Annotated in this window: 14 protein-coding genes and 1 riboswitch; of the genes, 13 read left to right on the plus strand and 1 reads right to left on the minus strand. The window is 68.5% G+C overall.

The window, feature by feature from the left end; all coding sequences use genetic code 11:
* Positions 1 to 133 precede the first annotated feature (133 nt).
* Together cbiB and cobD are read left to right on the plus strand one after the other, a co-directional pair.
* Entirely contained in the window at positions 134 to 1,072 is a 939-nt protein-coding gene (cbiB, locus tag CXB49_RS14635) for an adenosylcobinamide-phosphate synthase CbiB (protein WP_101709091.1), read from the plus strand.
* Entirely contained in the window at positions 1,065 to 2,060 is a 996-nt protein-coding gene (cobD, locus tag CXB49_RS14640; protein ID WP_101709092.1) for a threonine-phosphate decarboxylase CobD, read from the plus strand. Before cbiB ends, cobD begins: the two co-directional genes overlap by 8 nt.
* A gap of 19 nt (positions 2,061 to 2,079) precedes the next feature.
* Here cobD and CXB49_RS14645 read toward each other — a convergent pair whose 3' ends face one another.
* Complete coding sequence (locus tag CXB49_RS14645; RefSeq protein WP_101709093.1) at positions 2,080 to 3,456, minus strand: glutamate--cysteine ligase; 1,377 nt, start codon at positions 3,454 to 3,456, stop codon at positions 2,080 to 2,082.
* Positions 3,457 to 3,837: 381 nt separating this feature from the next.
* A riboswitch (cobalamin riboswitch) is annotated at positions 3,838 to 4,022 on the plus strand.
* A gap of 107 nt (positions 4,023 to 4,129) precedes the next feature.
* Here CXB49_RS14645 and CXB49_RS14650 point away from each other — a divergent pair.
* The 11 genes from CXB49_RS14650 (at position 4,130) to CXB49_RS14700 (ending at position 18,184) form a co-directional block, all read left to right on the plus strand.
* Positions 4,130 to 5,176, plus strand: coding sequence for a HoxN/HupN/NixA family nickel/cobalt transporter (locus CXB49_RS14650; RefSeq protein ID WP_101709094.1), 1,047 nt, complete (start codon positions 4,130 to 4,132; stop codon positions 5,174 to 5,176).
* Complete coding sequence (locus CXB49_RS14655) at positions 5,173 to 5,502, plus strand: ferredoxin (protein WP_101709095.1); 330 nt, start codon at positions 5,173 to 5,175, stop codon at positions 5,500 to 5,502. Before CXB49_RS14650 ends, CXB49_RS14655 begins: the two co-directional genes overlap by 4 nt.
* Positions 5,499 to 9,641: a cobaltochelatase subunit CobN gene (locus CXB49_RS14660; protein WP_101709096.1), complete on the plus strand. Its 4,143-nt coding sequence runs from the start codon at positions 5,499 to 5,501 to the stop codon at positions 9,639 to 9,641. The genes CXB49_RS14655 and CXB49_RS14660 overlap by 4 nt, the downstream gene beginning before the upstream one ends.
* Positions 9,638 to 11,548, plus strand: coding sequence for a putative cobaltochelatase (locus tag CXB49_RS14665; protein ID WP_101709097.1), 1,911 nt, complete (start codon positions 9,638 to 9,640; stop codon positions 11,546 to 11,548). Before CXB49_RS14660 ends, CXB49_RS14665 begins: the two co-directional genes overlap by 4 nt.
* 1 nt (position 11,549) lies before the next feature.
* Entirely contained in the window at positions 11,550 to 12,311 is a 762-nt protein-coding gene (gene cobA, locus CXB49_RS14670) for a uroporphyrinogen-III C-methyltransferase (protein WP_101709098.1), read from the plus strand.
* Positions 12,308 to 13,009, plus strand: a complete 702-nt coding sequence (locus CXB49_RS14675; protein ID WP_101709099.1) for a cobalt-precorrin-7 (C(5))-methyltransferase — start codon at positions 12,308 to 12,310, stop codon at positions 13,007 to 13,009. Before cobA ends, CXB49_RS14675 begins: the two co-directional genes overlap by 4 nt.
* Positions 13,006 to 14,586, plus strand: coding sequence for a precorrin-8X methylmutase (locus CXB49_RS14680; RefSeq protein WP_101709100.1), 1,581 nt, complete (start codon positions 13,006 to 13,008; stop codon positions 14,584 to 14,586). The genes CXB49_RS14675 and CXB49_RS14680 overlap by 4 nt, the downstream gene beginning before the upstream one ends.
* Positions 14,583 to 15,716, plus strand: a complete 1,134-nt coding sequence (gene cbiD / locus CXB49_RS14685; protein ID WP_101709101.1) for a cobalt-precorrin-5B (C(1))-methyltransferase CbiD — start codon at positions 14,583 to 14,585, stop codon at positions 15,714 to 15,716. The genes CXB49_RS14680 and cbiD overlap by 4 nt, the downstream gene beginning before the upstream one ends.
* Positions 15,713 to 16,441 (plus strand): precorrin-2 C(20)-methyltransferase, encoded by a 729-nt coding sequence (gene cobI, locus CXB49_RS14690; protein ID WP_101709102.1) that lies wholly within the window; start codon positions 15,713 to 15,715, stop codon positions 16,439 to 16,441. Before cbiD ends, cobI begins: the two co-directional genes overlap by 4 nt.
* Before the next feature lie 190 nt (positions 16,442 to 16,631).
* Positions 16,632 to 17,435, plus strand: coding sequence for a precorrin-4 C(11)-methyltransferase (gene cobM, locus CXB49_RS14695; protein WP_101709103.1), 804 nt, complete (start codon positions 16,632 to 16,634; stop codon positions 17,433 to 17,435).
* Positions 17,432 to 18,184, plus strand: a complete 753-nt coding sequence (locus CXB49_RS14700) for a cobalamin biosynthesis protein (RefSeq protein ID WP_101709104.1) — start codon at positions 17,432 to 17,434, stop codon at positions 18,182 to 18,184. Before cobM ends, CXB49_RS14700 begins: the two co-directional genes overlap by 4 nt.
* Positions 18,185 to 18,383: the final 199 nt, after the last annotated feature.

The raw sequence follows: 18,383 nt of genomic DNA on the forward strand, positions 1-18,383 counted from the left end.
GGCGATCTCCCTGCGCATAGCTGGCTGACAACGCTTAGAATGGCGGCTTGATTCATTCCGGCCGTCCGGCGCGCAATCGGCTTGCGCATTGGATATTCACCAGCGGCGGCCGGCCATTATATAGGGCTGTCCGTTGAATTCCGCACTGTTTCTGCCGCTGGCGCTGCTGATGGACCGCCTGCTGGGCGAACCCCCGCGCTGGCACCCCTTGGTCGGCTTCGGCCGGCTGGTCAAGGCCGTGGAGCGGCTGGCCTACCCGTCAGCGCCGGAAGCTGAGCCGGTCTGGCGGATTCGGCTGCGCGGCGCGGCCGCCATCTCGCTGCTGATCCTGCCTTTCGCCCTGCTGGCCTGGGCACTGGCGAAACCGCCGTGGCTGGGCGCCATCGTTCCCATCGTCCTGCTGTACCTGGCCGTCGGCGCGCAGAGCCTGGCCCAGCACGCCGAGGTGGTGCGAAAAGCGCTGGCCGACGGCGATCTGGCCCTGGCCCGCGAACGCGTCGGCTGGATCGTCAGCCGCGACACCAGCGAGCTCGACGAGGCCGGCGTCGCCCGCGCGGCCATCGAGTCGGTGCTGGAGAACGGCAGCGACGCCGTCTTCGCCGCGCTGTTCTGGTTCCTGGTCCTTGGCGCGCCCGGCGCGGTGCTGTACCGGCTGGCCAACACGCTGGACGCGATGTGGGGCTACAAGAACGATCGCTATCTGCACTTCGGCTGGGCCGCCGCGCGTTTCGACGACGTTTTGAACTACCTCCCGGCGCGCTTGACCGCCTTCACCTATCTGCTGCTGGGCCATGCCGCCGACGGCTGGCGCTGCTGGCGGACTCAGGCGCCAACCTGGTACAGCCCCAACGCCGGTCCGGTGATGGCGGCCGGCGCCGGCGCGCTGGGCGTCAGCCTGGGCGGCGGCGCGCGCTATCACGGCCAGTGGAAGGAACGTCCGCCGCTCGGTTGCGGTCCCACCCCCACGCACGAGGACATCGGCCGCGCGGTGCGGCTGGTCAAGCGCGGCATGTGGCTGTGGGCCGGCCTGTCGCTGACGTCGGCCATCTTGATCGGAGCGATTCATGCTTGAACACGGAGGCAGCCTGCTGCGGGCCGCGGCGGAATACGGCATCCCGGCCGGCGACTGGCTAGACCTGTCCACCGGCGTCAATCCCAACGGCTGGCCGGTGCCGCCGCTGTCGGCCGACAGCTGGCTGCGGCTGCCGCAGAACGACGACGGGCTGGAGGCGGCGGCGGCGGAATATTACGGCAGCGGCAAGCTGCTGGCCGTGGCCGGTTCTCAGCCGGCCATACAGCTGCTGCCGCGGCTGCGCGCGCCGTGCCGCGTCGGCATGCTGACCCTGTGCTACGCCGAACATCCGTACCACTGGCAACAACGCGGCCACCAGCTGTTCCGCCTGTCGCCGGATCAGCTGGCGGCCGGCATCGACCAGCTGGACGTGGTGCTGCTGTGCAATCCCAACAACCCGACCGGCGACCGCTTCGACCCGGCGCTGCTGGAGGGCTGGCGGCAACGGCTGGCCGCGCGCGGCGGCTGGCTGGTGGTGGACGAGGCTTTTCTGGACGCGTCGCCGCAGAACAGCATGCTGCCGCACGCCGGCAAGCCGGGCCTGATCGTGCTGCGCTCGGTCGGCAAGTTCTTCGGCCTGGCCGGCGCGCGCGCCGGCTTCGTGTTCGGCTGGCCGGCGCTGCTGCGGGCGCTGGCCGAGGAGTTGGGGCCATGGACCGTGGCCGGCCCGGCGCGCGAGGCGGTGAAGCTGGCGCTGCGCGACACCGTCTGGCAGCAGGCGATGAAAACCAAGCTGCAACGCGACAGCGCGCGACTGCAACGCTGCCTGGAGCGGCACGAACTGGCCCCGGCCGGCGGCTGCGAGCTGTTTCAGTGGACCCCCGGCGACGCCAGTCTGCCGCTGCACCGCTACCTGGCCGGCCGCGGCATCCTGACCCGCTACTTCGAGGCCATACCCAGCCTGCGCTTCGGCCTGCCCAGGGCCGACGCCGACTGGGTGCGGCTGGAGCAGGCGCTGACGGACTGGCGGCGGCACGCCGCCGGCTGAGCGGGCCCGGAAAGACCCGTCACAGCGCGGTGTCTTGCAGCGCTCGCCCGGCGTCGCCGTTCCATTCCTTCTGACAACGGCGCAGCAATACCTCGGCCGGGGTCAGGCCAGTGGTCGCCGCCTGCTCAGCGCTGCGCAGGTACATCGTCTCGTCCCGCCCATGCTCGTCAAGCAACTTGCGGCGACGCAAGGCTCCGTGCGCCAGCTCAAGTATCTCGCGCGCGACGTCGAGCACCATGCGCTTGCCGAACGGCGCGCGCAGGCCCTCGGCGGGAACGCACCGACGCGCCTCCTCTATCTCTTCGTGCGGCACCGCCTTGACCAGATCCCAGCAGGCGTCGAGGGCCGCGGTGTCGTACAGCAGGCCGACCCACAACGCCGGCAAGGCGCACAGATGATCCGGACCGCCGGCATCGGCGCCCCGCATCTCGAGATAGCGCTTCAGGCGCACTTCGGGAAACAGCGTGCTGAGGTGATCGGCCCAATCGGAAAGCCGCGGCAACTCCCCCGGCAACTGGGGCAGGCGCCCCTGCAGGAAGTCGCGGAACGACTCGCCGGCGACATCGATATACTTGCCGTCCCGATAGACAAAGTACATCGGCACGTCGAGCGCATAGTCGGCGTAGCGTTCGTAGCCCATGCCGGACTCAAACACGAACGCGGGCACGCCGCAACGGGCCGAATCGGTGTCCAGCCAGGTATGGCAGCGGTTGGACAGCATCCCGGTCGGCGCCTTCTCCCGGAACGGCGAGTTGACGAAGAGCGCGGAGACCACCGGCTGCAGAGCCATGGCCACGCGCATCTTCTTCACCATGTCGGCCTCGGTGGCGAAGTCCAGGTTGACCTGGACGGTGGCGGTGCGATACATCATGTCCAGCCCGCGCGTGCCGACCTGCTGCATATACCTGCGCATGATGGCGTAACGCTGCTTGGGCATAGAGGCGACCTCGTCCAGCCGCCAGCTTGGCGCAAAGCCCAGGCCGGAGAACCGCATGCCCAGGCCCTCAGCCACGGTCCGCACCTCATCCAGGTGCGCCGTCAGCTCGGTCCGGGTCTCGTGCAGGGTCCGCATCGGCGCGCCCGACAGCTCGAACTGCCCGCCAGGCTCCAGCGACACCATCGCGAGAGAGCCGGGCCTGCTCAGCGCGATGACCTTGCCGTTCTCGTTTATCGGCGTCCAGTCAAATCGCTGGGCCAGCAGCTCCATCAGGCGGCCAATGCCCGCCGGGCCCTCATAGGGCACGCTGCTCAGATCATCGCAGCGAAACGGAAACTTCTCGTGCTCGGTGCCGATGAGCCAGCGCTCGCGGGGCTTTTCGCCAGCGGCGAACCACTCGACCAGCTCGTGTTTGCTGGCAATCGGCGGGCCCAAGGGCTCGTTTGTTTTTGTCGACATGTACAGCCCCTTATCCGAGAACGGTGGGAAAAAATCCGGCGGTGATCGCCAAGCATGCAACTCAATTGAACGAATAATTCCACATTAGTATGATAAAATAATTACATATGCTATTGTAATATTAGTGGAATGTAAAGTCCGTAAAAAGATTCTCCGCTTGCCTGATTCGAAGGCCCGCGCCGCCGCGGGCACTCCCTGCCAAAAATCGTCATTCGACGGCAGGCAGAGACCCCCGACTCCGATACGCGCCTCGTTTCCGACGACCGGCGCCATACCGCCCTCCTCGCGCGAAACGGCGCGCCGGCCCATGCCCCCGCCGGCCCCCGATCCGCGCCCTGCAACTGTGGCGCGCGGTTCACAGCATCGGCGTTGTCACGTATCATCGGTCCCGATCATGACGGTGCCCGCAAGCGGGTGAAACGGGAACGCGGTGCAAGACCGCGGCTGCCCCCGCAACTGTAAGCGCAGAGTCCGCGCCCGACGCCACTGGTTTCAACATAACCGGGAAGGCGGCGCCGGACGACGACGCGCGAGCCAGGAGACCGGCCGTCATACGTGTCGACGCAAGCAGAAGCCGGGCGGGGTGTACCGGGGGATACGCACATGCGCCGTCCATGGAAGACCGGCTGACTGTGCCCTCGCTTGCGCGACGAGTATCGTCTCCGAGGGCACCATGCATCCATCCACCGCGCCGAGCGCCGGCCGCCGTCTGGCGCGCCACGCGCCCATCCTGTCAGGCTTGATCCTGGCCAATCTCTTGGCCTGGGCCTGGGCGTTCGCCGCCTTCGCCGATCATCCGGCCCAGCTCGCCACCGCGCTGCTCGCCTATCTGTTCGGCCTGCGCCACGCGGTGGACGCCGACCACATCGCCGCCATCGACAACACCGTGCGCAAACTGATGCAGGAAGGCCGCCGGCCGTCCGCGGTGGGCCTGTTCTTTTCGCTGGGCCACTCGGCGGTGGTCGTCATCGCTGTCGCCGTCATCGTGTTCGCCGCCAGCGCGCTGCAAAGCCGCGTCACCGGTTTCAAAGAGACAGGCAGCGTCATCGGCACCAGCGTGTCGGCCTTCTTCCTGCTGACGCTGGCGCTGATCAATCTGTCGTCCTTGCGCGCGGTGTGGGGCGCTTTCCGCCGCGCCCGCGCCGGCGAAGCCATCTGCGACGAGCAGCTGGACCTGCTGTTGAACAAGCGCGGCCTGATCGCCCGCCTGCTGAAGCCCTTGTTCAAGATCGTGGGCAAGAGCTGGCATATGCTGCCCATCGGTTTCCTGTTCGGCCTGGGCTTCGACACCGCCACCGAAATCGGCCTGTTCGCCATCGCCACCTCGCAAAGCGCCCACGGCGTGGCGCTGTGGCACATCATGGTGTTCCCGGTGCTGTTCGCCGCCGGCATGGCGCTGGTGGACACGCTGGACAGCATGATGATGGTGGAAGTCTATGGCTGGGCCTTCGTCAATCCGGTGCGCAAGCTCTGGTACAACCTGACCATCACCTTCGTCTCCGTCGTCGTCGCCGTCGGCATCGGCGGGCTGGAAGGCCTGGGCCTGCTGGCCGACAAGCTGCAGCTGACCGGCGCTTTCTGGGACTGGATCGCCGCGCTGAACGACGACCTGGCCCACTTCGGCTACTTCGTCGTCGCCGTCTTCCTGTTCACCTGGCTCGCCTCCGCCGGCATCTACAAATGGAAGCGTTTCGACCAACTGACGCCGGAGGCGCGATGAGAACCCACGACAAACACGTGCTGATGTGCACCGGTCCGCGCTGCACGCCGGACGGCCAGGGCTCGGAGGCGATGTTCCTGCACCTGGGCCGCACCATAGACGCCTGCGAAGGCCTGCGCGCCAAGCGCACCCGCAGCCACTGCTTCGCCGTGTGCAAGGAAGGCCCGGTGATGGTGGTCTACCCGGACGGCGTCTGGTACCGCAAGGTCAGCGAGGCCGACATCGAGCGCATCGTCTGCCAGCACTTGCGGGACGGCGTTCCGGTCGAGGAACTGGTATTCCACAAGACCGGCATCGGCGACATCTCACCGGAGACCCAGGCATGAGCGCCGAAATCGCACTATTGAGCCACGCCGGCACCGACCTCGCCGCGTTGTCGCGCGCGCGCTGGCCCGAAGATTTCCCCGTTGTCGCCGGCATTTCGCTGCAAGGCATCGCCGACGAGACCGCGATGCGGGCGCTGCTGGACGGCCAGTTGGCCGATGTCCGCGCCATCGTGCTGCGCGTGCTGGGCCGCGCCGACGCGATACCAGGACTGGAGCGGCTGCTGGCCCACGCCCGCCGCTTGCAGGCCGCCGTCATCGTCGTCAGCGGCACCGGCGAGCCGGACCCGGAACTGCAGGCGCTGTGCAGCGCGCCGGTGTCGCTGCAGCAGGATGTCCATGCTTACCTTCAGGCCGGCGGCAGCGCCAACCTGGGCGAGATGATGCGCTGCCTGGCCGATAGACTGCTGCTGACCGGCTTCGGCTACCAAAGCCCGCTGCCGCTGCCGGAGCACGGCGTCTACCACCCGGAGCTGGCCGCGCCGTGCTCGCTGGAAGATTGGCTTGAAATCCGCGATCCGGACTGGCCCACCGTCGGCCTGTGCTTCTACCGCGCCCACTGGCTGTCCGGCAACACCCGCTTCATCGACCTGCTGGTGGATTGCCTGGCCGAGCGCGGCGTCAACGCGCTGCCGGTGTTCACCTCGTCCTTGCGGACCATAGACCAGGGCGGCCTGCCGGCGGCATTGGCGCTGCTGGCCGACCCGCGCGCCCAGGTGTCCCTGCTGATCAACACCACCTCGTTCGCGATGGGCGACATCAACAACGACGGCCCCACCCAGCCCGGCTGGGCGGTGGAGGCGTCGGACCGGCTGGACCTGCCGGTGCTGCAGGCCATCACCAGCAGCATGACCCGCGAGCAGTGGGAAGCCTCCGACCGCGGCTTCAACCCGCTGGACACCGCGATGAACGTGGCGCTGCCGGAGTTCGACGGCCGCATCATCGGCGTGCCGCTAAGCTTCAAGCAGCCGGCCATGATCGACCAGCCTGGCCAGGCCGAGCAATACGCGCCGCTGCCGGACCGCGCCCGCCGGCTGGCCGGCATCGCCGCGCGGCTGGCGCGGCTGCGCCATGTGCCCAATACCGACAAGCGCATCGCCTTCATCTTCACCAACTCCAACAGCAAGGCCTCGCAGATAGGCAATGCGGTGGGCCTGGATTCCCCCGCGTCTCTATACTCGATGCTGCGCGGCATGCAAGGCCGCGGCTACCGGATGGACACGCTGCCGCCTGACAGCGACGCGCTGATGCACGAGCTGATAGACCGCGGCGCCTACGATCAGGACTACCTGAGCGCCGAGCAGATGAGAAACGCCGCCGCCCGCGTGCCGGCCAAGCGTTATCAAGCCTGGTTCAACGAGCTGCCTGACGCTCTGCGCGACAAGATGCTGCAACGCTGGGGCCAGCCGCCGGGCGGCGCCTACGTCGACGGCGACGAGCTGGTGTTTTCCGGCCTCGATTACGGCAATGTCTTCGTCGCGCTGCAGCCGCCACGCGGCTACGGCATGGACCCGGACGCCATCTACCACACGCCGGACCTGCCGCCCACCCACCACTACTACGCGCTGTACCGCTGGCTGCGCGACGACTGGCGGGCCGACGCCATCGTCCACGTCGGCAAGCACGGCACGCTGGAATGGCTGCCGGGCAAGGGCGTGGGCCTGTCGCAGAACTGCTTCCCGGACGCGCTCTTGGGCGACATGCCGCTGTTCTACCCCTTCATCGTCAACGATCCGGGCGAAGGCTCGCAGGCCAAACGCCGCGGCCACGCGGTCATCATCGACCACCTGACGCCGACGATGACCACCGCCGACAGCTACGGCCCGCTGGCGCAGCTGACCCAGTTGGTGGACGAGTACTACCAGGTGGAGCTGTTGGACCCGAACAAGCTGCCGCTGCTGCAGCAGCAGATCTGGGACCTGATCAAGGAGGCCAAGCTCGACACCGACTTGGCGGCGATGCTGAAGCACGACCATGACCATGACCATGATCATGACCACGATCACGGGCATGAGCACGAGCATCACCACGATCATGATCATGGCCATCAGCACCCGCCCGCCGCCGTCCACGGCAAGTACCGGCCGCAGGCGGCCAAACCGGCAATGGTTGCCAAACCAGCCGCCGCGGCGGCGAAATACCGCCCGGCCAAGGCCGCGCACGGCCACGACCATGGGCATCATCATCACGACCATGGACACCACCACCATGGCGATCACGACCATCACCATGATCACCATCACGACCATCACGGCCACAGCCACGACCACCACGATCATGACCACGACTGGGACGACACGCTGAACGAAGACGGCGTGCCCTTGAGCCTGGCCAAGATGGACGGCGTCGACGTCGCCCACCTGATCGAGGACATAGACGGCTATCTGTGCGAGCTGGGCGCGGCGCAAATCCGCGACGGCCTGCACGTGCTCGGCAACGCGCCGCAGGGCGAGGCGCTGATCGACATGCTGCTGGCGCTGACCCGCTTGCCCAATCTGGGCATCCCCGGCCTGTCCGCCAGCGTGGCGTCGGCATGCGGCGGCGACTGGCCGCTGTGGCAGCAGGATCAGGGCAAGCGGCTGAGCGACGCGCCGATTGAATTGGCCCGTCTGACCGGCCAGGCGCTGGTCACCCGCGCCGACGCGCACGACGCGGTGCTGAAGCTGTCGCGCTCGCTGATCGCCGATCTGGCCGCGCGCGGCTACAACGCCGCCGCCATCCCGGCCGCGACGGCTGCCATCCTGCCCGGCATCGAACCGAACGCCGATCTGGAGCGGGTGCTGCACTTCGTCTGCGTCGAGCTTTGCTCCAAGCTCGCCCGCACCGCCGAGGAGATAGACAATCTGCTGCGCGGCCTGGAAGGCGGCTACGTGCCGGCAGGCCCCAGCGGCGCGCCGACGCGCGGCATGGCCCACATCCTGCCCACCGGCCGCAATTTCTACTCGGTGGACCCGCGCAGCCTGCCGTCCAACGCCGCCTGGCGCATAGGCGACGGCCTGGCGCGCGAGATGCTGGCGCGCCACCTGAAGGAAACCGGCCAGTATCCGGAATCGGTCGCCATCAGCGTGTGGGGCACCAGCGCGATGCGCACCCACGGCGACGACATCGCCGAAATCCTGTCGCTGCTGGGCGTCAAGCCGCGCTGGCAGCAGGAAAGCCGCCGGGTGCAGGGCCTGGAAATCATTCCCCTGGCCGAACTGGGCCGGCCGCGCATCGACGTCACCGTGCGCATCAGCGGCTTCTTCCGCGATGCCTTCCCCCACCTGATTTCACTGGTGGACGAGGCGGTGCACACGGTGGCGCGGCTGGACGAGCCGGTGGAGCAAAACTTCCTGCGCAAGCACTACCTGGCCGACCTGAAGAACGAGTTGCTGGGCGCGCTGCCCGACGCCGACGCGCAGTCGCTGTACCGCGTGTTCGGCGCCAAACCGGGCAGCTACGGCGCCGGCATCCTGCCGCTGATCAACGAGCAGAACTGGCAGAACGACGCCGACTTCGCCACCGCCTACGTCAACTGGGGCGGCTACGCCTACGGCCGCGAGGCCAACGGCGCCGACGCCCGCGACGCGCTGCGCCACCGGCTGGCTGACGTGGAAGTGGCGTTGCACAACCAGGACAACCGCGAGCACGACATCTTCGACAGCGACGACTACCTGCAATACCACGGCGGGATGATCGCGACGATACGCAGCCTCAGCGGCCGCCAGCCGCGCGCCTTCTTCGGCGACAGCCACAATCCGGAGCTGCCGGCGGTACGCGGCCTGAAGGAGGAAGTGCTGCGCGTGTTCCGCTCGCGGGTGGCCAACCCGAAGTGGATAGCCGGCATCCAGAAGCACGGCTACAAGGGCGCGCTGGAGCTGACTGCCACCGTCGATTACCTGTTCGGCTACGACGCCACCGCCCAGGTGGTGGACGACTGGGTCTATGAACAACTGGCGCAAAGCTACGCGCTGGACCCAGCGATGCAGCAGTTCTTCGCCGACAGCAACCCGTGGGCGCTGAACGCCATCACCGACCGCCTGCTGGAAGCCGCGCAGCGCCAGCTGTGGGCGGAGCCGGACCCGGACACGCTGGCCGCCTTGCGCCAGCTGCACCTGGATAGCGAAGCGCTGCTGGAAGCGCGCGGAGAAAACAAAGCATGAGCCCGATTTACCCGTTCGCCGCCATCGTCGGCCAGGAACAACTGAAGCAGGCGCTGCTGATCTGCGCCGTCGACCCGACGGTCGGCGGCGTGCTGGTGCGCGGCGACAAGGGCAGCGCCAAGAGCACCGCCGCCCGCGGCCTGGCCGCTGTGCTGCCGGCCATACGCCGGGCGACCGGCTGCGGCTACAACTGCGAGCCCGACCATCCGCTGCCGCTGTGCCCGGTGTGCTCCGGCGACGCGCGCGCGCTGCATGACGGCCCGGTGCCCTTCATCAATCTGCCGCTGGGCGCCACCGAGGACCGCGTGCTGGGCAGCCTGGACTTCGAAAAAGCGCTGCAGGGCGGCAAGCAGGCATTCAAGCCCGGCCTGTTGGCCGCCGCCCACCGCGGCATGCTCTACATCGACGAAGTGAATCTGCTGGCCGACCATCTGGTGGACGTGCTGCTGGACGCCGCCGCGATGGGCGTCAACACCGTCGAGCGCGAGGGCCTGGCGGTCAGCCACCCGGCGCGGGTGACGCTGCTCGGCACCATGAACCAGGAGGAAGGCGATCTGCGGCCGCAATTGCTGGACCGCTTCGGCCTGATGGTGGACGTGGTCGCGCCGCGCGAACCCGCCCTGCGCGCCGAGGTGGTGCGCCGCCGCCTGGCCTTCGAGGCCGATCCGGCCGGCTTCGCCGCCCAATGGCAGACCGACAGCGAGGCGCTGCGCGAAAACATCGCCGCCGCCCGCGCGCTGCTGCCGCAAACCCGGCTCAGCGATAGCCTGTTCCACTTCGTCAGCGAGCTGTGCTGCGAATTCGACGTCAGCAGCCTGCGCGCCGACATCGTGCTGAACAAGGCCGCGCGCGCGCTGGCCGCGCTGGACGGCCGCGCCGACGCCAGCGCCGAAGACATCCGCGACGCCGCCCGGCTGGTGCTGCCGCACCGCCGCCGCCGCAAGCCGTTCGAACAAAGCGGGCTGGACCAGGACAAGCTGGAGCAGATGACGCGGCAGGCGTCCAATCCGCCCCCGCCTCCTTCTCCGCAGGAACAGGATCACACCCAGCCGCCGCCGGACGCCAACGGCGAGCAGGAGCCGAATCCTGCCGGTCATGGTTCGGAACAAATCTTCGCCGCCGCGCCTGCCGGCGACATCGCCCGCATCCGCGTCCAGGCGCCGTCGTCCGGCGACGCGGCCGGCCGCCGCAGCGACGGCGCCAGCCGCCAGCGCGGCCATTACGTGCGCGCCGAGGCCAATCCGCAGCCGGCCCAGCTGGCGGTGGACGCCACGCTGCGCCACGCGATCTTGCGCGATCCGGACCACTTCGCCGTCACCCGCGCCGACCTGCACGACAAGGTGCGCGTCGCCAAGCAGGGCAACCTGATCCTGCTGGTCGTCGACGCCTCGGGATCGATGGCCGCCCGCCAGCGGATGGAGCAGGTCAAGGGCACGGTGCTGAGCCTGCTGGAAGACGCCTACCGCCGCCGCGACCAGGTGGCGCTGATCGCCTTCCGCGGCCAGCAGGCAGAACTGCTGCTGCCGCCGTGCAACCGCGTCGAGCAGGCCGAAGCCGCGCTGCGCGAACTGCCCACCGGCGGCCGCACGCCGCTAGCCCACGCGCTGGCGCTGGCCGCCGACACGCTGTCCCGCCAGCTCGGCGGCCCGGCGCCGCTGCTGGTCATCCTCAGCGACGGCCGCGCCAATGTGGCGCTGGACGGCGACGGCGACCCGTGGCGGCAGGCGCTGGACCTGGCAGGCCAGCTGGCCGGCGCGCCGGCCCTGGTGCTGGACACCGAGCAGGACTTCGTCCGCCTGGGCCGCGCCCGCGAGCTGGCCGAGGCGCTGGGCGCGGAATACCTGGCTTGCGACGCCCTGACCGGCGAGCAGCTGACATTGACGATTCAACAAAGACTGGGCCGCTGAGATGACGGGCAAGGTTTACCTGATAGGCGCCGGCCCCGGCGACCTGGACATGCTGACGCTGAAGGCCGCGCGCTGCCTGCGGCTGGCCGATGTGGCGCTGGTCGACGATCTGGTGCATCCGGACATCCGAACGATGTTGCGGCCGGACGCCGAAATCGTGCCGGTCGGCAAGCGCGGCGGCTGCCCGTCTACGCCGCAGGCCGCCATCGAGCAGCGGATGATAGACGAAGCGCGGGCCGGCAGGACCGTGGCGCGCCTCAAGGGCGGCGACCCCTTCGTCTTCGGCCGCGGCGGCGAGGAAATGCTGACGCTGCAAACGGCCGGCATCGAGGTGGAGATCGTCAACGGCCTCAGCGCCGGTCTGGCGGTGCCGGCCACGCTGGGCATCCCGCTGACCCACCGCCATTTCGTCCACGGCGTGACCTTCGTCTCCGGCCACCCGCACCAGGACGGCGACGAGCCCAACTGGCAGGCGCTGGCGCAAAGCGGCATGACGCTGGTGATCTATATGGGCGTCAAGCGGCTGCCCTTGATCCGCGCCGAGCTGCTGCGCCACGGCCTGAAACCCGACACCCCGGCGGCGGCGATAGAAAACGGCACGCTGCCGCAGCAGCGCCAGGTGCTGAGCACGCTGGGCGCGCTGGAACAAGACATGCGCGCGGCCGGGATACATAGCCCGGCGCTGATCGTCATCGGCGCCACGGTGGCGCTGGCGTCCTGTAGCCCGTCCGCCGCCAACGAAACAAGGAAAGAACTCGCATGATCATCTGCATAGGCGCCGGCCCCGGCGACATCGGCTACCTGCCTCAGCGCTCGGCCCAACTGATACGCGAGGCCGACGTGGTGGCCGGCTTCAACGCAGTGGTGGACGTGGTCCGCCCGCTGATCCCCGACAGCGCCGAAGTGATCCAGATGGGCTACCGCGACCAGGTGGCCCAGCTGGACATCGTCGCCGAGCGCCACCGCGCCGGCAAAAAGTGCGTGGTGGTGTTCATGGGCGACATCCACTTCAGCGGCTTCCAGTACCTGGAGCGGGTGGAGCGCGCCTGCGGCCACGCTGTGGAAACGATACCCGGCATCTCGTCGGCGCAGATCCTGGCTTCGCGCGGCAAGGTGTGCTTCGACGAGACCAGCTTCATCACCTTCCACCGCCGCGGCGACCTGACCCCGTTCAAGCGCCACCTGGTTCACGTGCTGCAAGACGGCCGCAACGCCATCGTGATCCCCTGCCCGTGGGACGAGGCGCGCTCCTTCATGCCCTGGCACATCGCCGCCTATCTGCTGGAAAACGGCATCCCGGCCGGCCAGCCGGTGGAGGTATGGGAAAACCTGACCCGCAACGAGGCGGAATGGCGCGGCACGCTGGCCGAGTGCGCAGAGCAGCGCTTCTCCGACATGAGCATCATGCTGATCCGCACGCTCGCGCCGATGAACAGCCAGATCGAGCCGACCCACAAATGAGCCAGCAAGACTACGCCATCGTGCTCGCCGGACACGGCAGCCGGGACCCGGACGGGGTGAACGAGTTCATGCAGCTGGTGGACGCGCTGAAGGCGCGCGCCGGCGAGCGCCGCATCGCCCACGGCTTTCTGGAGTTCGCCCGCCCGACCATAGACGAGGCGGTGGACCAGGTGCTGGCCGCTGGCGCCCGCTCCGTGGTGATGGTGCCCGGCGTGCTCTTGGCCGCTACCCACGCCAAGAACGACATGCCCAGCGAGCTGTTGGCGCTGCAGCAGGCGCATCCGGGCGTAGCCTTTCACTTCGGCGCGGCGCTGGACCTTCATCCGCGGCTGCTGGCGCTGTGCCGCCAGCGCATCGTCGAGGCCGAGGCCGCGTCGCCGCACACCATCTCGCGCAACGACGCCTGTCTGGTCGTCGTCGGCCGCGGCACCTCGGACCCGGACGCCAATTCCGAAATCTCCAAGCTCGCGCGCATGCTGGAGGAAGGCCTGGGCTTCGCCGCGTCCTTCGTCTGCTATTCCGGCACCGCCAAGCCGCTGGTGGCCGACGGCCTGCGCGCCGCCGCCATGCTCGGCTACCGCCGCATCGTGGTGCTGCCCTACTTCCTGTTCGACGGCGTGCTGGTCAAGCGCATTTACGGCGCGGCGGCGGACCTGGCGGCGCGCCATCCGGAAATCGAGGTGCTGAGCGCCGGCTACCTGGGCCCGGACCCGCAAGTGGCCGAGGTGTTCCTGGAACGGGCGCAGGAAGGCGTGGAAGGCCGCGCGGCGATGAACTGTGCGCTGTGCAAGTACCGGGTGCAGATCGTCGGCTTCGAGCAGCAGGTGGGCGAGCCGCAGCGCGGCCACCACGGCAAGGTGCGCGGCCTGCTGGAACGCGAGCCTGCCGCCAATCAGCCGCCGGCCTGGAAACGCTACACCCCGCATCCGATAGAAGCGGAAAGCATGCGCATCATAGCCGAAGGCCGAGACTGGTCGGCCTTCCCGGCCGAGCAGCGCACCGCGCTGATGCGGCTGGTGCACACCACCGGCGACTTCGCGAGCGTCGACGATCTGTTCTTCTCGGCCGGCGCCTGCGAAACCGGCATGCGCGCGCTGCTGCGCTGCCGCCGCGTGGTCACTGACGTCACCATGGTGGAAACCGGCCTCAAACGCGAGGTGCTACGCCAGCTGGAAGTGGAAACCTGGTGCGGCGTGCACGACGAGGAAACCCGGCTCTTGGCCGAGGCCAGCGGCATCACCCGCTCCGCCGCCGGCATCCGCCGGGCGTGGCAGAAGTTCGGCAACGACTGCGTGGTGGCGATAGGCGACGCGCCGACCGCCATCCGCGAAGTGGTGCGGCTGGTGCGCGATCACGGCTGGCGGCCGCAGCTGGTCGTCGGCCTGCCGGTGGGCTTCGTCGGCACCCGCGAATGCAAGGAGGAACTGCGCGCGCTGCTGCAAGTGCCGCGCATCACCAACCGCGGCACCCGCGGCGGCTCGCCGTGGGCGGCCACCGTGGTCAACGCGCTGATGATAGACGCGATCGAACACGTTCATCATCAGCAGCAGCAACAGCAACAGCAACGGGAAGAATGAGCCCGGTGCGCCAGCCCTACGACCTCGCCGCCCCGGCCCCCAACGGCATGCGCCGCGGCCGCACCACCGGCAGCTGCGCCACCGCCGCCGTCAAGGCGGCGCTGATGCTGCTGCTGGACGGCGTGGACGCCGACGAGGTCTTCATCAGCCTGCCGGACCCGGATTTCTACCTGGCGGTGCCGGTAGAGAGCGTGGCCTGGCTGGACCAAGACACCGTGCGCGCCGAAGTGCTGAAGTACGCCGGCGACGACCCCGACAACACCGACGGCGCGACGATCTTCGCCGAGGTGAAGCTAAACCACACCGGCGCGCTGCGCTTCCTGGCCGCAGCCGGCGTCGGCATGGTCACCCAGCCCGGCCTGCGCATCCCGCCCGGCGAGCCGGCGATCAACCCGGTGCCGCGGCAGATGATGCGGATGGCCGTCGATGAGGTGCTGGCCGGCCGGCCCGACCCCGGCGTCGACCTGGCGATAGGCTGCGTCGACGGCGACAAGATCGCCAAGCGCACCTTCAACCCTATGCTGGGCATCGTCGGCGGCATCTCGATACTGGGCACCAGCGGCATCGTCGAGCCGATGTCGCAGGCGGCGTGGATCGCGTCGATCGAAGTCTATGTGCGGGTGGCGCTGGGCGAGTTGCCGACTGCCATCGCCTTCACCCCCGGCAAGATAGGCCGCGGCTACGCCGCCGACACGCTGGGGCTGGAAAAAAAGCAGGTGGTGCAGATCGCCAACTTCGTCGGCGACTCGCTGGACTTCGCCGAATCGGTGCTGATCGAACAGGGCCGCATCCTCGACACGCTGTGGGTGCTGGGCCACCCCGGCAAGATCGCCAAGCTGCTGGACGGCGTGTGGGACACCCACTCCGGCAAGAGCGGCATGGCGATGGACGCCGTCGCCGGCGTCGCCGCCGACCTGGGCCATGCGCCCGAGCTGGTGGAAACAATCAAGCAAGCGAATACCGTGGAGAACGTAGTGCAGATCATGAGCAGCCAGCCGGACGCGCGCGGCTACTGGATGGAAATAGAACGCCGCACCGCGGCGCTGATGGCCACCAAGGTGCCCAGCGTGCGGCAGGTAGCGGTGCGGCTGTTCAGCATGGACGGCACCCCGCTGGGAGAGGCCGCATGAAGCCGGGTAAATTCATAGGCATAGGCGTAGGGCCGGGGCCGGCCGGCTTGATGCCGGTGGCGGCGCTGGCCGCGCTGCGCGAGGCCGACATCGTCTACCTGCCGCGCGCGACGTCCAGCGAAGTATCCGTCGCCCGCCAATGCCTGGCCGGACTGGAACTGGACGAAAGCCGCTTCCGCGAGATCGAATTCGAGATGAATCCGGACCGCGGCGCGCTGTCGCGCCATTACGGCGCGCTGGCCGAGCGACTGGCCACCGAATTGAAAACCGGCCGAAACGTCGCCTACCTGACCATAGGCGATTCGATGACCTACTCCACCTACGGCTATCTGCTGGCGGCGCTGCGCGAAATGCTGCCGGCGCTGGAGACGCAGACCTTCCCCGGCGTCACCAGCTTCGCCGCCACCGCGTCGGCGCTGTCCTGGCCGCTGGGAGAAGGCAAGGAACGCATCCTGATCCTGCCCTGCCCCGACGACATGGCCGAGCTGCAAGCCGATATCGACAGCCACGACATCGTGGTGCTGATGAAGATAGGCAAGCGGCTGCCCGACGTACTGGCGCTGCTGAATGAGATGGGCATCGCCCAGCTGTGCGCCTTCGCCCGCCGCATCGGCCTGCCCGGCGAAGTGCTGTGCGCCGACGCCTCGCAATTGACGGCCGAGGCCAGCGGCTACCTCGCCACCATGCTGATCCGCAAGACAGCCAGAGAAAGACGCCATTCATGAGCGCCACGCCGTCCACCACCAGCCCCCTAGCAGATAACAGGCCGCGCCGCGCCCTCCCTCTCCCCTCATGGAACTTAAACGCATCGGCAGCCCCTCTCCCCTCGCGGGAGAGGGGTTGGGGAGAGGGGGCGCATAAGCCAGCCTGCAACAAACGAAACAGGCAACGCAGCATCTCCATCGAGGTTTCGAAATGAAAGTGTATTTCATCGGCGCCGGCCCCGGCGCCGCCGACCTGATCACGCTGCGCGGCAGCCGCCTGCTTGGCACGGCGCCCATGGTGCTGTACGCCGGCTCGCTGGTGCCGGCCGAGATGCTGAGCCACTGCCGTCCGGACGCGGAGATCCACGACACCGCCGAGCTGAACCTGGACCAGCAGGAAGCGCTGTACCGCCGCGCCCAGGCCGAGGACAAGGACGTCGCCCGGCTGCACTCCGGCGACCCGGCGATCTACGGCGCCACCAATGAGCAGATGCGCCGGCTGGAAGCGCTGGGCATCGCCTATGAAGTCGTTCCCGGCGTGTCATCCTTCACCGCCGCCGCCGCCGCATTGGGCAGCGAGCTGACGCGGCCCGAGGTGTCGCAATCCATCATCCTGACCCGCACTAGCGGCCGCGCCAGCGCGGTGCCGGAGACCGAGTCCATCGCCAGCTTCGCCGCCCACCGCGCGACGATGTGCATCTTCCTGTCCGGCCAGCGGCTGAAGCAGACCGTCTCCGACCTGTCGCTGCACTACCCGCCCGATACGCCGGTGGCGCTGGTGCGCCGCGCCAGCTGGCCGGACCAGTCCGTCCACCGCTCCACGCTGGGCCAGATGCTGTCCGAGGTGAAACAGAAGGACTGGCTGCTGACCACGCTGCTCTTGGTCGGCGAAGCGCTGTCGCGCGAAGGCGGCGTCGAATCCAGCCTGTACGCGGCCGGCTTCACCCACATCTTCCGCGATGGCGACGAACGCAAGACCAAGCGGGCCAGCCTGCAGAAAGAAAACCAGGCATGAGCCGCGCCGTGTGGCTGGTGCGCGCCGAGGCGCTGCCCTTGGGACAAAAGCTGGCATCGGCGCTGGACGCCCGGCTGTACCAGCCGTGGCTGGCGCCCGGCGCCAGCGGCCGCGAGCAATTCCGCGCCGCCTTCCACGCGCACAGCCACTGGGTGCTGGTGATGGCCAGCGGCATCGCCGTCCGCTATCTGGACGGCCTGCCGCAAAGCAAATACAGCGATCCGGCGGTGGTGGTGATGGACGAAGCCGCCCGCTTCGCCATCCCGCTGTTGTCCGGCCACGAAGGCGGAGCGAATGACCTTGCCTACGAAGCGGCGCGGCTGACCGGCGCCATCCCGGCCGTCACCACCGCGACAGAAGCGATCAAGCCGCTGACGCTGGGAATCGGCTGCCGCCGCGGCAAAAGCATGGAAGCCATCGAGCAAGCCGTGCGGCAAGCCTTGGCCGGCCGGCCACTGTCCGACGTGCGCGAAGCGGCGACGATAGACCTGAAGGCCGACGAAGCCGGCCTGTTGGCATTCTGCGCCCGCCACGCGCTCCCGCTGCGCGTCATCGCCCGCGAAGACGTCGCCGCCCGCGGCTGGACCGGCGCGCCGTCGGACTGGGTGCGGCAGAACGTCGGCGTCGACGGCGTGTGCGAGCCGTGCGCGCTGATCGCCAGCCCGCGGGGGAGCTTGATCGTGCCCAAGATGGCATTGGATGGGGTGACGGTGGCGGTGGTGGAGGACAAGGTGGCATGGCTCGCATGAACATGACGATAGCCACCGACGCCACGATGGAGCCCATACAAAAAGGTAAAACATCGACGACGCGCCCCCACTCCCCTTTGTCGCGCGCCGGTAAAAATCAGGCTGGCAAGGTTTTAAGCCGTCGCCTGTTTGAGTCCCGCGACGCTAGCGCGGGACGAGTTCGACGGCGCCTTGCCAGCCTGATTTTTACCGGGAATTC

Source organism: Chromobacterium sp. ATCC 53434, assembly GCF_002848345.1.
Classification (GTDB): Bacteria; Pseudomonadota; Gammaproteobacteria; order Burkholderiales; family Chromobacteriaceae; genus Chromobacterium.

Excerpts from the sequence above, each read along its gene's own strand:
- cobA (WP_101709098.1), top strand. The coding sequence starts at position 11,550 with ATGACGGGCAAGGTTTACCTGATAGGCGCCGGCCCCGGCGACCTGGAC.
- CXB49_RS14665 (WP_101709097.1), top strand. The coding sequence starts at position 9,638 with ATGAGCCCGATTTACCCGTTCGCCGCCATCGTCGGCCAGGAACAACTG.
- CXB49_RS14680 (WP_101709100.1), top strand. The coding sequence starts at position 13,006 with ATGAGCCAGCAAGACTACGCCATCGTGCTCGCCGGACACGGCAGCCGG.
- CXB49_RS14660 (WP_101709096.1), top strand. The coding sequence starts at position 5,499 with ATGAGCGCCGAAATCGCACTATTGAGCCACGCCGGCACCGACCTCGCC.
- CXB49_RS14650 (WP_101709094.1), top strand. The coding sequence starts at position 4,130 with ATGCATCCATCCACCGCGCCGAGCGCCGGCCGCCGTCTGGCGCGCCAC.
- CXB49_RS14645 (WP_101709093.1), bottom strand. The coding sequence starts at position 3,456 with ATGTCGACAAAAACAAACGAGCCCTTGGGCCCGCCGATTGCCAGCAAA.
- cobI (WP_101709102.1), top strand. The coding sequence starts at position 15,713 with ATGAAGCCGGGTAAATTCATAGGCATAGGCGTAGGGCCGGGGCCGGCC.
- cobD (WP_101709092.1), top strand. The coding sequence starts at position 1,065 with ATGCTTGAACACGGAGGCAGCCTGCTGCGGGCCGCGGCGGAATACGGC.
- cbiD (WP_101709101.1), top strand. The coding sequence starts at position 14,583 with ATGAGCCCGGTGCGCCAGCCCTACGACCTCGCCGCCCCGGCCCCCAAC.
- CXB49_RS14700 (WP_101709104.1), top strand. The coding sequence starts at position 17,432 with ATGAGCCGCGCCGTGTGGCTGGTGCGCGCCGAGGCGCTGCCCTTGGGA.
- CXB49_RS14675 (WP_101709099.1), top strand. The coding sequence starts at position 12,308 with ATGATCATCTGCATAGGCGCCGGCCCCGGCGACATCGGCTACCTGCCT.
- cobM (WP_101709103.1), top strand. The coding sequence starts at position 16,632 with ATGAAAGTGTATTTCATCGGCGCCGGCCCCGGCGCCGCCGACCTGATC.
- CXB49_RS14655 (WP_101709095.1), top strand. The coding sequence starts at position 5,173 with ATGAGAACCCACGACAAACACGTGCTGATGTGCACCGGTCCGCGCTGC.